The organism is Krasilnikovia sp. MM14-A1259, from assembly GCF_047159535.1.
GTDB lineage: Bacteria > Actinomycetota > Actinomycetes > Mycobacteriales > Micromonosporaceae > Actinoplanes.
This window is the reverse complement of the sequence record NZ_BAAGAJ010000002.1, coordinates 4,300,929-4,312,932: the sequence shown is the minus strand read 5'-3', so window position 1 is coordinate 4,312,932 and position 12,004 is coordinate 4,300,929. Positions and strand designations below refer to the sequence as shown.

Genomic DNA, 12,004 nt, shown 5'->3' with positions numbered 1-12,004 from the left:
GCTCGTCACGACCTCGGGCTCGAGATCGGCATCCTCACCGGGAAAGGGGGGCGAGGGGTAGTTGTTCGAGCGCACACCGTTACCTTGCCTGCCTGCGGGGGATAGGGCCGCGCGAGGATGCCCCGGCGGAGTGGGTTCGGTCATGCGGTTGCCCCGTTCGGGCACGCCGCAGGACTGGTCGGACCGGTCATATCAGCTCCTCCCGAACCCGGATGCGAGTAGCGACAAGTCTCGGATCGCGTCGCTCCACGGCCGGCTCGCGGGTGCGGCGCCAGTCGGTGAGCGCGGTGCGGATGACCACCCGGGCGGGCCGGTCGGGATCGACGTGCCGGAACACGTACGACGTCGTCACCATGGCCAGGGCGATCTCCCAGGCCGGGAACGCGTCGAAGTCCAGGGTCATCAGGTAGTGCAGCAGCATGAACAGTGGCACGAGCCCGACGAACATGCCGTACTGCGCGTACGGCAGGTGGACCGGGAGCGTGTAACCCGGCGGTCCTAGGTAGACCAGCCGGGCCCGGTAGATGTCGTCGTCGGTGCGCAGCCGCATATGTCCGCCTGCGGCCTAGGTGAAGAGGAGGTTGATGAGGTAGTCGCCGACGAAGAACAGGGTCGCCGCCCCGGCGATGAACGCCAGGCCCACGATGGCGATCGCCGAGCTCGTCAACACCTTCGAGATCTCGCCCCGGCTGGCCCGGCCGATGAAGATGACGCCGAGCACGGCGAGCAGGATCGGCGCGATGTTGCTCGCGAAGAACGTGACGACGCCCTCGGTGTTGATGCTCTTGGGCTCGGCAGGCGCCGCGAGCGCGGCGTGCTGGAGCGTCGTCGCGAGCTGAGCGGCGAGTGCGGTGGCGATCATCGGTGTACCTCCCGGGTGCTCGGCGAGGGGCGCCGGGCACGGTGCAGTTGTGTAGCCTCGCTGACGGCAACGCCCATATGGTGCTACTTCCTGCTCACCACGTCGAGTGAGCCGTTAGGGCACTGCAGTCCTTCCAAGCCCATCTGCTCTCTTCGGTCCTTTAATGATGCCCAGTTCCGAAGAGTACGGGCCGTACTTCCTACCTACAAGCTGACTGATTCGTTACCCAAGGTGCGGGCGTGACTGAAGATGAGTCACCCCGGATCGTACGCGCGTACGAAGATCGTGTGGTCGGTAACGTGTGCCTGTGGACAACTCGGTCGGCGTCGGGGACCGGCTCCTGCACAGCAATCACCCGGTCGTGATGGGCGTGCTCAACGTGACCCCGGACTCCTTCTCGGACGGTGGCCGCTACGGCGATCCGGACAGCGCGGTCGCCCACGGCATCGCGCTGCACCGCGACGGGGCGGCGGTCGTGGACGTCGGCGGCGAGTCCACCCGGCCCGGCGCCGAACGGGTCGACGCGGCCGCCGAGATCGCCCGGGTCGTTCCGGTCATCCGGGAGCTGGCGGCGGCCGGCGTCCCGATCAGCATCGACACCAGTCGTGCCGCGGTGGCGTCCGCCGCCCTGGAGGCGGGCGCGACCATCGTCAACGACGTCTCCGGCGGGCTCGCCGACCCGAAGATGGCCTCGGTGGTCGCCGCGGCCGGCTGCCCGTGGATCCTGATGCACTGGCGCGGGCACTCCCGGCACATGCAGGAGCACGCGACCTACACCGACGTGGTCGCCGAGGTCCGCGCCGAGCTGCTGGAGCGGGTGGCGGCGGCGACCGGCGCCGGGGTCGCGCCCGGACAGCTCATCCTGGACCCGGGTCTGGGCTTCGCCAAGCACGCCGAGCACAACTGGGCGCTGAGTGCCCGGCTCGGCGAGCTGGTCGCTCTCGGCTTCCCGGTGCTGTTCGCGGCCAGCCGCAAGTCGTACCTCGGCCGGCTGCTCGCCGGGCCCGACGGTGCGCCGCGCCCGGTCGACGACCGGGAGGCCGCGACCGTCGCGACCAGCGTGCTGGCCGTCGCCGCGGGCGCGTGGGGGGTCCGCGTGCACGACGTTCGCGCCACCGCCGACGCGCTCGCGGTCTGGACCGCCACCGGCAGTCCCCGCCTGCGGGACGCGCCATGAGGTGCCGCCGCCGGCCGGCCTCGGCCGCCAGTGAGGTCGCCGGCTCCGGGCATGCGCAATGCCGCGGTGGACGCGGCCGGCACGATCAGGCACCCCACCACCCGGCGGGGCGCGGGGTAGAGGGGAATCCATGACGGACCTGATCACGCTGACGGGCCTGCGGGTACGCGGCTTCCACGGCGTCTACCCCCACGAGCGGCGGGAAGGCCAGGACTTCGTGGTGGACGCCGAACTGGAGCTGGACCTGGCCCCGGCCGCGGCCAGTGACGACGTCGCCGACACCGTCCACTACGGGGAACTGGCCGGTGAGCTGGCCGCCGTCGTCGCGGGCGAGCCGGTAGACCTCATCGAGACGCTCGCCGACCGGCTCGTCGCGGTGTGCCTGCACGACCCTCGGGTCGCCGCCGCCACGATCACCGTGCACAAGCCTCAGGCGCCCGTCCCGCACGAGTTCGCCGACGTGGCGGTCACCCTGCGGCGGGCCCGATGACCCGGTCGATCCTGTCGCTGGGCAGCAACCTCGGCGACCGGTACGCACACCTGCGCGCCGCGGTCCACGGGCTGGGGGACGCGGTCGTGCTCACCTCCGGGGTGTACGAGACCCCGCCGTGGGGGGACACCGAGCAGCCGCCGTACCTGAATGCGGTCGTGCTGGCGGTGGACCCGGCGGCCGGGCCGCAGCAGTGGCTGGCCCGGGCACGTGCCCTGGAGTCGGCCGCGGGGCGCGTGCGTGATCCGCAGCGGCGGTTCGGACCGCGCACGCTGGACGTCGACGTCATCGCGGTGTGGCAGGACGACGGCGCGCCGGTGTGCCAGGACGACCCCGAGCTGACGTTGCCGCATCCCCGGGCGCATCAGCGGGCGTTCGTGCTCAAGCCGTGGCTGGACCTCCAGCCGTACGCGCAACTTCCGGGCCATGGCTGGGTGACCGATCTGCTGACCGCGAACGCGCTCGCGGCGGACGTCGTCGCGCTGACCCCCCGGCCCGACCTGCCGTTAGAGTCGGAGCCGTGACCAGCGACCCCAGCGGTGACCGGCACCCTCCCACGATGCGGCCGACGAACCCGTCGGTGCTGGTGGTCGCGGCTCTGGGCGCCGCGGCCGTCGGCTGGCTGCTGCTGAGCACCCTGTACTGGCGGATGCCGCCGCTGCCGTGGCCGCCGATCATCGTGCTCGCCGCGCTGGCCGTGGCCGAGTTCCTGCTCGCGCAGAACACGCGGGCCCGGATCCAGCATCGCCGCGGCGCCGCGCCGGTCGACGCGCTGGCCGTCGCGCGGTACGCGGTGCTCGCCAAGGCGTCCTCGCTGGCCGGGGCGCTGTCCGCCGGGTTCTCCGCGGGCCTGCTGTCCTGGCTGGCGCTGGATCCGACGCATGCGGCGCAGGCGGACATTCCGGCCGCGATCGGCGGCGTGCTGTCCGCGGTTGCGCTCGTCGGTGCGGCACTCTGGCTGGAGCGGGCGTGCCGGGTGCCGCGTCAACCCGACCAGAAGGATGAGGACGACTCCGACAAGAGTCCGGGACGTCGCTGACGGGCGTCCAGTTCTTGAGCTCGGGTACGGGTGCCTCCGTATTGTGAGCCGGGGCGGCCTCGGCCGCCTTGACCACACCCTGGAGGGGCGGAGATGGCATACGACGAGGTGGCGTTCGGCCGGCGGGGCGGCCAGGGCGACGACGCCCGCGACCGGCTCGGTGTCCACCTCGGGTGGGAGGTCGTCCTGCTGCTGGGGGCCGCCGCGCTCGGGTTCCTGCTGTACCGGCTCGACCCTGCCAGCCTGCGCCGGCCCGCCCTGGACGATCTGCTCATCACGGGTACCGCGATCGGCCTGTTGACGCTCGGCGTGGGGGTGACGCTGCGGGCCGGCGTACCGAATCTGGCCGTCGGGCCGATCGCGCTGGCCGCGTCGCTGCACTTCGCGGAGAACGGCGACCTGGGCCTGGTCAAGGCCGCGGTGCCCGCCCTGGCGATCGCGGCCGTCGGCGGCCTGGTGGCCGGGCTGCTCATCGTCACCCTGCACGTGCCCGGGTGGGTCGTCACCCTGGGTGCGGGCATGGGGGTCATCGTGTACGACCAGCTGCGCACCGCGCCGGTCGCCGTGCAGGGCCGGTACGACCCGTCCAACCAGGCGTTCTTCCTGTTCGGCGGATTCGCGCTGCTGGCGGTGCTCGGCGGCGCCGTCGGCGCGCTCGAGCCGGTCCGCCGCCGGCTCGGGGCGATGCGCGCGGCGACCGACCCGGCTCTGCGCCGGAAGGGGACCGCCCTGCCGGTGATCGGCTCGCTGGTCGCGTCGTCGGTGTTCGCGATCGTGGCGGGGATCCTGCTCGCGGCGCAGTCCAGCCGGCCGATCGTGCCCGGCACGGGCCTGGAGTGGACCGGCATCGCGTTGGGCACCGCCCTGGTCGCGGGCACGAGCGCGTACGGGCGGCGCGGCGGGATCTTCGGGACGCTGCTGGCGGTGGTCGCGATGACGTTGTACCTGGACTACGCGGACCGGCGCGCCTTCCACATCGCGCTGTTCGCGACCGCCGCCTGCGCGGTCGGCGGGGGGCTGGTGATCACCCGGCTCGTCGAGACGTACGGGCGGTCCCGGACGGTGCCGGACGCGGAGCCGGACTGGCAGCCCGACCCGCCCGCCGAGTCCACCACGTCCCCCACGTGGCGCCCCGATCTGCCCGAGACCTGGTCGACCGGGGTCGGCGCACAGCGCCGCGGCGACCAGTGGGACGACGGCCCGTGGGGCGGCGGCCGCTGATCTCGCCGCCGGCCGCGCGGGCCGCGTCTGCGGACCTCCGGTCCGGCGCGGGACATATGCTGGCACCATGACCGATGCCACCTTCGCCGAGCTGGACGCCCTCTCGACGGATCAGCTGCGCGAGCGGGCCTTCGTCCGTGCGCGGGAGCGCCGCGACGTCGGTTTCTTCTGGTCGGTCCTCAAGCATCTGCCGGACTCCGACGAGGCATCGGGGCTCGACGGCGCCCCGAACTCGGTCGGCCCGACGATCGACGAGGCCGTCGCGTTGTGGCGCGAGTTGACCGGGCACGGCGCGGGGTACGGCGAGCATGAGCCGCTGCTGCGCGCGGCGTTCATCGATTACCTGCAAAAGCACTGAACACCGCCGGAACGCGGACATTCACGGGTATTTTTGCCATCGCGTTTGACCCGCGGATTCCATTGGGAATCAACGGGCGCATGGCAATCGGCAATCGCTATCGGACCGCGCCTGGTGCGGGTACCCTCGCCGCACTCGTTCTCGTCCTGATCTTCGGCAGCCCGTGGTACACGGACTGGGCGGGGAAGAACACCGATCCCGGCACCGCGGCCGGCTGGTGGCTGCGCCTGCTCGGCTGGCCGCACTGGCGGCTCAGCACGAACGACTCGTTGCGGGAGATCGTCGTCGACGACCTCAAGGCGATCCTGCTCGTCGTGCTGACCGCGGTGCTGCTGTACCTGCTGCCCGGCTCCCAGCTCGCCCGCGCCCGCGGCACGATCAGCCAGCTGCTCGCGGGCTGGGCGGCGTACATCTTCGCGGGCGGCTTCGCGGCACTGTTCACCACGCTGATCCTGGCGAACCCGACGCTGCTCGCCGCGTTCCGGGCCGCCGGCGACGGCGCCACGTACGGTCTGTTCGTCGGGTGGATCGTCGGCATCGCCACGCTGGGCGGACGGCGCGGTACCGGCTGATCTCCGGCGCAGGTCAGGCCGTGGCCCGGTCCTGACCGCCGGGCGTCGCGAAGATCGCCGAGCGGGACACCGTGCCGACGGGGCGCCCGTCCCGGATGACGACCACGTTGAGGGTGTCGTCGGTGAGCATCGCGGCCAGCGCGTCGTAGAGCGTGCCCGAGTCGGGGATCGCGGGCAGCCGCTGCACGTCCTCGGTCCCGCTGAGCGGGCGCATCGCATCCCGCACGCGGGTGACCGCGAGGCGGCGGATCCCCCGGTCCGCCCCGACGAACCGGGCCACCGTCTCGGACGCCGGGGCGCTGAGCACCTCCGCGGGCGGCGCGTACTGCAGGAGCAGGCCGCCCTCGGCCAGCACCGCGATCCGGTCACCGAGCCGGACCGCCTCGTCGATGTCGTGGGTGACCAGCACGATCGTCTTGCGGACCGTGGCCTGCAGGCGCAGGAACTCCTCCTGCAGCCGGCCCCGTACGATCGGGTCCACCGCGGAGAACGGCTCGTCCATCAGCAGCACGACCGGGTCGGCCGCCAGCGCCCGGGCCACCCCCACCCGCTGCCGCTGGCCGCCCGACAGCTCGTGCGGGTACCGGTCGCCGTGCCGCGCCGGGTCCAGCCCGACCAGCTCCAGCAGCTCGTCCGCCCGGGCGCGGATCTGCTTGCGTTCGCCGCCGAGCAGCCGCGGCACCGTGCCGACGTTGGTCCGGATCGTCTGGTGCGGGAACAGCCCGACGTCCTGGATCACATATCCGATGCGGCGGCGCAACGCCACCGGATCCTGCCCCGCGATGTCCTCGCCGTCCAGCAGGATCCGGCCCTTGGACGGCTCGATCAGCCGGTTCAGCATCCGCAGCACCGTGGACTTGCCGCAGCCGGACGGGCCGATCAGGACGGCCAGCTCGCCCGCGCGTACCTCCAGGGTGATGTCGCCGACCGCGACCGTACCGTCCGGATAGACCTTGCCCACCTGCTCCACGGTGATCGAGGCCGCGCCGTGCCCGGCGCCGGGGTCGCTCGCGGTAGCGTCCACGTGTGTCCTTCCTGTCCTGGGTGCCGGTGCGGTCGCCGGCCGCCCCCGTCGGCACCCGGCCGGGAAATCCGTGGATCTCCTGGAGCTACCTGCACGAGAACGCCGACACCATCCTGGAGAAGCTCGCGTTCCACGCGGGCCTCACCGCCCGAGCGGTGCTCATCGCGCTGCTCGTGGCCGTGCCGCTCGCGGTCGTCGCCTACTGGTGGCGACCGCTGACCGCGCCGATTCTCGCACTCTCCAGTGTCCTGTACACGATTCCCTCACTCGCGCTGCTCGCGCTGGTCGCACCCGCGGTGGGGACGACGAACGACACGTCCGTGCTCATCGCCCTGGTGCTGTACGCCCTGCTCGTACTGGTCCGCAACACCTTGGCCGGGCTTGTCGGTGTGCCCGGCGCCGTGCGCGACGCGGCCGCCGGCATGGGGTACGGCCGGGTCGGCCGGCTGTGGCGCATCGAGCTGCCACTGGCCCTGCCCGCTCTGCTCACCGGGCTGCGACTGGCGACCGTGTCGACCGTGGCCCTGGTGACGATCGGGGCGCTGATCGGCAACGGCGGCCTCGGTGACCTCATCCTGGGCGGCTTCAACAGCAACTTCTACCGGGCCGAGATCCTCACCGGAACGGTCTTGTGCGTGGCCTTGGCGCTGGTGCTGGACCTGCTGCTGGCCGGGCTGGGCCGGCTGCTCACCCCGTGGACCCGGGGGCGCCGGTCGTGAACTACTTCTCCGACGGGCTGATCTGGCTCAACGACCCGCTCAACTGGACCAACCCGGGCGCCCTGCTGGACCGGCTGCGGGAGCACCTGATCATCAGTGCGTGGGCGGTGCTGCTCGGCTGCCTCGTCGGCTGGCCGCTCGGCATCTGGCTGGGGCACCGCGGCCGGGGCGGCGGGCCGGTGGTCACGCTGGCCAATCTCACCCTCGCCGTACCGACACTGGCGCTGCTGACCATCCTGCCGCTGACCCCGCTCGGCTTCGGCAGGCTGCCGGTGGTGGTCGCGCTCGCGGTGTTCGCGGTTCCGGCGCTGCTGGCCAACGCGTACACCGGGGTGCGTCAGGTCGATCCGGAGATCAGGGACGCCGCGCGGGGGATGGGACTGTCCGGCGGGCAGTTGCTGCGGCGGGTGGAGCTGCCGCTGGCGGTGCCGTATCTGGCGGCGGGGCTGCGTACCGCGTCGGTGCAGGTGGTGGCGACCGCGGCGCTGGCGGCGTTCGTGAACGGCGGCGGGCTGGGCCAGATCATCAGCGCCGGATTCGGGATCGGCATGAGCAACGGCGGTGGGGCGCAGATCGTCGGCGGCGGCCTGGTCGTGGCGATGCTCGCGCTGATCGTGGAGGCGCTGCTCGCCGGCGTGCAGTGGCTCGTCACCCCGCGCGGGCTGCGTACCCGGAGACGTTCCCGGGCCCCCTCCGCCGGGTAACGCTTTGGCAACGCCGGACGTGCTGGGGCGGAGGTTGTCGTACCCCCGTTGTGGGATGGGGGGATGCCGCACGCGATGCGCGCGGCGACCAGATGCGGGCATCGGAGATCTACCGCCCGTCGGACACGCGGCACGGCCACCGGCCGCGCCGGGACACAGAAGGCGGCACCATGCGTCGACACCTGCTCACCATGACCGGCTGCCTGGCAGCCGCGGTTGTCGTCCTCACCGGCTGCGGCCAGTCCGGCTCGTCCGGCACTGCGGCCCCGCCCAGCGCCGCCCTCGCGGGCGCGGGATGCGCCCCCATCCCCGGGGACAAGCTGGTCGTCCTCGCGGACGACAAGCACCTGCAGAACACGGACAACGTCGTTGCGGCCGTCCACAATGCATCCTCGTCGCCGCAGCTCGTCGCGGCGCTCGACAAGGTGTCGGCCGCCCTCGACACGCCCAAGCTCATCGAGCTGAACAAGGCGGTCGACGTCGACCGCAAGACGTCCAAGACTGCGGCGCAGGAGTTCGCCACGGCGAACAACCTGACCGCCGGCCTCGCGAAGGGCCCAGGCGGCACGATCAAGGTCGGCGCGGGGAACTTCACGGAGAGCGCCACGCTCGGTGAGCTCTACCGCATCGTCCTCACCGCGGCCGGCTACACCGTCAAGGTGCAGCAGATCGGCAACCGCGAGCTGTACGAGCCGGCCCTCGAAAAGGGCGAGATCGAGGTGGTGCCCGAGTACGCGGCCACGCTCGCCACGTTCCTCAACGGCAAGGTGAACGGCAAGGACGCCAAGGACCCGTCCTCACCCGACCTCAACACCACGATGAGCAACCTCACGGCTCTCGGCGGCAAAGTCGGCCTGGTCTTCGGCACCCCGTCGTCCGCTCAGGATCAGAACGCGTTCGCCGTGACCCAGGGCTTCGCCGACAAGTACGGCCTCACGACGCTGTCCGACCTCGCGGGCAAGTGCTCCGGGGCGGCCACGATCCTCGGAGGTCCGCCCGAGTGCCCGCAGCGGCCCAAGTGCCAGGCCGGGCTCGTGTCCACGTACGACTTCCAGGCGGGCAAGTTCACCTCGCTGGACGCGGGTGGCCCGCTCACCAAGTCCGCCCTCAAGCAGGGCACGATCAGCGTGGGGCTGGTGTTCAGTTCGGACGCGGCACTGGCCGCAGGCTGACCCTCGCCGGGCGTGTGAAGCCCGGGGGCGGTGCCGTCCCCGGGCTCGTCCGCCCGTTTCGTGCCGGCCCACCGGTGGGTACGATCGGCCATCATGCCGGACCGGGAAGCGCATCAGCAGCACCGTGACGGGCACAGCGCCCGGCTACCCCGTCTTCTCATCTGGGCCGGCGTCGGGCTGGCTCCGGTCGCGGCGATCGTCGCACTGGTCGGGGGCGACACGTCGATGCGGGTCGCGGTCCTGCTCATCGCGGTCTGTGTCGTGTTCATCGGAGCCTCGCTGCTGATCCGCAACGACCCGGTGCTGATGCGGATGGACGTCGAGGACCGCGTCGCCGCCGAGGTCGAAACCCTGCGCGAGCAACTGCGCGGTGAGGTCGCCGCGGCGGCCCGGGCCACCCACCATCGTGTGCAGGCCCTGCAGGACGAGCTCGGCCAGGTGCGCACCCCAGGCCGTCCCGAGCCCGGCGCGGTCACGGGCGCCCGTGCCCCCGTGCCCACCGGCTCCGCCGCGGTGCCACCGGTCCCAGCCGGACCGCCACCCGTAGCCGCTGTGCTGCCACCCCTCCCAGCAGGGCCGCCGCCTCTCCAAGTTGGTCCGCCGCCTCTTCAGGCTGGGCCGCCACCCCTCCCATCTGGGCCGCCGCCTCTTCAGGCTGGGCCGCCACCCCTCCCATCTGGGCCGCCGCCTCTTCAGGCTGGGCCGCCACCCCTCCCATCTGGGCTGCCGCCCGTTCCGGCTGGGCCGCCGCCTCTCCAAGTTGGTCCGCCGCCGCTCTCGGCTGGGCCGCCGCTCGGTCCGGCCGGCGGTGCGATGCCGCGCCAGCGTGGCCCGGTGGCGCAGGCGTCGTCGGTCACCCGTCCGCCCAGGAACCCGCCGGTCGCCCCGCTGCCGCATGCATCACCGCAGGTTCCGCCATGGCCGGGCGAACCAACACCGGTGCCCCCGGCGCCGGGGCCGTCATCGGGTCGCCCGCCGTCGCCGCTGCCGGGCGAGTCCCCGTTGGCGCCTCCGGCTGTCCCCCAGCAGTTCAGCCACCGGCCCGGCGGCCCGTACGCCGCACCCCGTCCGCCCGAGCCAGACCCGGCCCTGTACGAGCGTCCCGCGGACGGCGGCGGGAAACGCCGCGCTGACATCACCGCGGTGGATCTCGGCTACACCGGGCGCCGGTCGCGGCCCGACGACGTCGACGACGAGTTCGGCTACGGACCCGAGCCCGGCCACCCCGGGTACGGCGTGACGGCCCCGGACCCGTACGACGAGGATCCGCTGGGCGACGACTACGACTGGCGACAGCCCTCCGGCGACTGGCATCAGCGCAGCCGCTGGTAGCCGGGCTACTTGTCGATGTCACCGACCACGAAGAACATCGAACCGAGGATCGCGATCAGGTCCGGCACCAGGCAGCCCGGGATGAGGGTGGCCAACGCCTGCACGTTGGCGTACGAGGCGGTGCGCAGCTTCATCCGCCACGGTGTCTTCTCCCCACGCGACACCAGGTAGTACCCGTTGATGCCGAGCGGGTTCTCGGTCCACGCGTACGTGTGCCCCTCGGGGGCCTTGACCACCTTGGGTAGCCGTACGTTGACCGGGCCGCTGAGCTGGTCCACCCGGTCGAGGCACTGCTCGGCCAGCGCCAGTGAGACGTACACCTGCTCCAACAGCACCTCGAAGCGGGCGTGGCAGTCACCGGCGGTACGGGTCACCACGGGCACATCGAGCTGGTCGTACGCGAGGTAGGGCTCGTCGCGGCGGAGGTCGATGTCGAGCCCGCTGGCCCGCGCGACCGGCCCAGACGCCCCGTACGCGGCGGCCTGCTCGGCGGTCAGCACGCCGACACCGACGGTGCGGGCGAGGAAGATGTCGTTGTTCCGGATCAGCCGGTCGATGTCGGGCATCCGGCTGCGGACCAGCGCGATGGCCTCCCGGGCGCGCCGGGTCCAGCCCGCGGGCACCTCCTCCTTCAGCCCGCCGACGCGGTTGAACATGTAGTGGATCCGCCCGCCGGAGACCTCCTCCAGCACCGCCTGCAGCGTCTCGCGTTCCCGGAACGCGTAGAAGATCGGGGTGATCGCGCCGATCTCCAGCGGGTACGACCCGAGGAACATCAGGTGGTTGAGGACCCGGTTGAGTTCGGCGAGGACCATCCGCAGCCAGACCGCGCGTTCGGGCACCTCGATGCCCATCAGCCGTTCGACCGCCAGCACCACACCGAGCTCGTTGGCGAACGCGGACAGCCAGTCGTGCCGGTTCGCCAGCACGATGATCTGGCGGTAGTCGCGCACCTCGAACAGTTTCTCCGCGCCCCGGTGCATGTATCCGATGATCGGTTCGCAGGCCACGACCCGTTCGCCGTCGACGGTGAGCCGCAGGCGGAGCACCCCGTGCGTGGACGGGTGCTGCGGCCCGATGTTGAGCACCATGTCGGCCGTGTCGAGCCCGGCGCCGGTGCCGACGGTCATCTCGCGCAGATCGCTGCTCACGATCTCCGATCGTAGGGGTCCACCCGCCGCCCGGCCGTGCGCGGGCGCGCCGCCCCGCCGCCCGGAGCGTGGGCGGCGAGTGGATCCCGGCGAGATCTTGGAGGACACCGGCCCTCAGAATGCCTCCCAGCCTCCAAGATCGGCGCTTGGCCGGGGCAGGCCGGGTGCGTGGGCGCGCGGGAT

16 protein-coding genes are annotated in these 12,004 nt (G+C 72.3%); 11 read left to right on the top strand and 5 right to left on the bottom strand.

The features are described 5' to 3' along the window. Positions 1-187 precede the first annotated feature (187 nt). Together ACMCNK_RS19505 and ACMCNK_RS19500 are read right to left on the bottom strand one after the other, a co-directional pair. Positions 188-550: a hypothetical protein gene (locus ACMCNK_RS19505; protein WP_412737831.1), complete on the bottom strand. Its 363-nt coding sequence runs from the start codon at positions 548-550 to the stop codon at positions 188-190. Between the two features lie 15 nt (positions 551-565). Then, positions 566-862 carry a hypothetical protein gene (locus ACMCNK_RS19500; RefSeq protein WP_412737830.1) on the bottom strand — a complete coding sequence of 99 codons (297 nt, stop codon included), beginning with the start codon at positions 860-862 and terminating at the stop codon, positions 566-568. 364 nt (positions 863-1,226) lie between these two features. Between ACMCNK_RS19500 and folP the strand changes: the two genes are divergently transcribed. The 7 genes from folP to ACMCNK_RS19465 all read left to right on the top strand — a co-directional run bounded on the left by folP (position 1,227) and on the right by ACMCNK_RS19465 (position 5,719). Beyond that, entirely contained in the window at positions 1,227-2,039 is an 813-nt protein-coding gene (gene folP, locus ACMCNK_RS19495) for a dihydropteroate synthase (RefSeq protein ID WP_412740919.1), read from the top strand. 130 nt (positions 2,040-2,169) lie between these two features. Then, the gene (gene folB / locus ACMCNK_RS19490; protein ID WP_412737829.1) at positions 2,170-2,529 is read left to right on the top strand and encodes a dihydroneopterin aldolase; all 360 of its coding nucleotides are present in this window, start codon (positions 2,170-2,172) and stop codon (positions 2,527-2,529) included. Further along, positions 2,526-3,053 (top strand): 2-amino-4-hydroxy-6-hydroxymethyldihydropteridine diphosphokinase, encoded by a 528-nt coding sequence (gene folK / locus ACMCNK_RS19485; RefSeq protein WP_412737828.1) that lies wholly within the window; start codon positions 2,526-2,528, stop codon positions 3,051-3,053. Before folB ends, folK begins: the two co-directional genes overlap by 4 nt. A gap of 35 nt (positions 3,054-3,088) precedes the next feature. Continuing rightward, positions 3,089-3,568, top strand: a complete 480-nt coding sequence (locus ACMCNK_RS19480; RefSeq protein WP_412740918.1) for a DUF3180 domain-containing protein — start codon at positions 3,089-3,091, stop codon at positions 3,566-3,568. A gap of 93 nt (positions 3,569-3,661) precedes the next feature. Further along, complete coding sequence (locus ACMCNK_RS19475) at positions 3,662-4,789, top strand: ABC transporter permease (protein ID WP_412737827.1); 1,128 nt, start codon at positions 3,662-3,664, stop codon at positions 4,787-4,789. 67 nt (positions 4,790-4,856) lie between these two features. Continuing rightward, positions 4,857-5,147, top strand: coding sequence for a hypothetical protein (locus ACMCNK_RS19470; RefSeq protein ID WP_412737826.1), 291 nt, complete (start codon positions 4,857-4,859; stop codon positions 5,145-5,147). A gap of 80 nt (positions 5,148-5,227) precedes the next feature. Further along, complete coding sequence (locus ACMCNK_RS19465; RefSeq protein ID WP_412737825.1) at positions 5,228-5,719, top strand: hypothetical protein; 492 nt, start codon at positions 5,228-5,230, stop codon at positions 5,717-5,719. A 13-nt stretch (positions 5,720-5,732) separates the two neighbouring features. On the opposite strand, the gene ACMCNK_RS19460 is transcribed toward ACMCNK_RS19465, so the two are convergent. Then, entirely contained in the window at positions 5,733-6,743 is a 1,011-nt protein-coding gene (locus ACMCNK_RS19460; protein ID WP_412737824.1) for an ABC transporter ATP-binding protein, read from the bottom strand. A 2-nt stretch (positions 6,744-6,745) separates the two neighbouring features. On the opposite strand from ACMCNK_RS19460, the gene ACMCNK_RS19455 reads away from it, so the two are divergent. From ACMCNK_RS19455 to ACMCNK_RS19445, 3 genes are all read left to right on the top strand, one after another. Then, entirely contained in the window at positions 6,746-7,462 is a 717-nt protein-coding gene (locus ACMCNK_RS19455) for an ABC transporter permease (protein WP_412737823.1), read from the top strand. Then, positions 7,459-8,166: an ABC transporter permease gene (locus tag ACMCNK_RS19450; protein WP_412737822.1), complete on the top strand. Its 708-nt coding sequence runs from the start codon at positions 7,459-7,461 to the stop codon at positions 8,164-8,166. Before ACMCNK_RS19455 ends, ACMCNK_RS19450 begins: the two co-directional genes overlap by 4 nt. A gap of 170 nt (positions 8,167-8,336) precedes the next feature. Then, positions 8,337-9,338: a glycine betaine ABC transporter substrate-binding protein gene (locus ACMCNK_RS19445; protein ID WP_412737821.1), complete on the top strand. Its 1,002-nt coding sequence runs from the start codon at positions 8,337-8,339 to the stop codon at positions 9,336-9,338. A gap of 144 nt (positions 9,339-9,482) precedes the next feature. Here the strand turns inward: ACMCNK_RS19445 and ACMCNK_RS19440 are convergent, their stop codons facing one another. After that, complete coding sequence (locus ACMCNK_RS19440; RefSeq protein ID WP_412737820.1) at positions 9,483-9,929, bottom strand: hypothetical protein; 447 nt, start codon at positions 9,927-9,929, stop codon at positions 9,483-9,485. Between the two features lie 411 nt (positions 9,930-10,340). On the opposite strand from ACMCNK_RS19440, the gene ACMCNK_RS19435 reads away from it, so the two are divergent. After that, the gene (locus ACMCNK_RS19435; protein WP_412737819.1) at positions 10,341-10,670 is read left to right on the top strand and encodes a hypothetical protein; all 330 of its coding nucleotides are present in this window, start codon (positions 10,341-10,343) and stop codon (positions 10,668-10,670) included. Between the two features lie 5 nt (positions 10,671-10,675). On the opposite strand, the gene ACMCNK_RS19430 is transcribed toward ACMCNK_RS19435, so the two are convergent. Further along, positions 10,676-11,800: an NADH-quinone oxidoreductase subunit D gene (locus tag ACMCNK_RS19430; protein WP_412740917.1), complete on the bottom strand. Its 1,125-nt coding sequence runs from the start codon at positions 11,798-11,800 to the stop codon at positions 10,676-10,678. Positions 11,801-12,004: the final 204 nt, after the last annotated feature.

What these genes read in the sequence shown, in the direction of transcription:
- ACMCNK_RS19505 (WP_412737831.1), bottom strand. Translation starts at nt 550, where the DNA reads ATGCGGCTGCGCACCGACGACGACATCTACCGGGCCCGGCTGGTCTAC.
- ACMCNK_RS19500 (WP_412737830.1), bottom strand. Translation starts at nt 862, where the DNA reads ATGATCGCCACCGCACTCGCCGCTCAGCTCGCGACGACGCTCCAGCAC.
- folP (WP_412740919.1), top strand. Translation starts at nt 1,227, where the DNA reads ATGGGCGTGCTCAACGTGACCCCGGACTCCTTCTCGGACGGTGGCCGC.
- folB (WP_412737829.1), top strand. Translation starts at nt 2,170, where the DNA reads ATGACGGACCTGATCACGCTGACGGGCCTGCGGGTACGCGGCTTCCAC.
- folK (WP_412737828.1), top strand. Translation starts at nt 2,526, where the DNA reads ATGACCCGGTCGATCCTGTCGCTGGGCAGCAACCTCGGCGACCGGTAC.
- ACMCNK_RS19480 (WP_412740918.1), top strand. Translation starts at nt 3,089, where the DNA reads ATGCGGCCGACGAACCCGTCGGTGCTGGTGGTCGCGGCTCTGGGCGCC.
- ACMCNK_RS19475 (WP_412737827.1), top strand. Translation starts at nt 3,662, where the DNA reads ATGGCATACGACGAGGTGGCGTTCGGCCGGCGGGGCGGCCAGGGCGAC.
- ACMCNK_RS19470 (WP_412737826.1), top strand. Translation starts at nt 4,857, where the DNA reads ATGACCGATGCCACCTTCGCCGAGCTGGACGCCCTCTCGACGGATCAG.
- ACMCNK_RS19465 (WP_412737825.1), top strand. Translation starts at nt 5,228, where the DNA reads ATGGCAATCGGCAATCGCTATCGGACCGCGCCTGGTGCGGGTACCCTC.
- ACMCNK_RS19445 (WP_412737821.1), top strand. Translation starts at nt 8,337, where the DNA reads ATGCGTCGACACCTGCTCACCATGACCGGCTGCCTGGCAGCCGCGGTT.
- ACMCNK_RS19430 (WP_412740917.1), bottom strand. Translation starts at nt 11,800, where the DNA reads ATGACCGTCGGCACCGGCGCCGGGCTCGACACGGCCGACATGGTGCTC.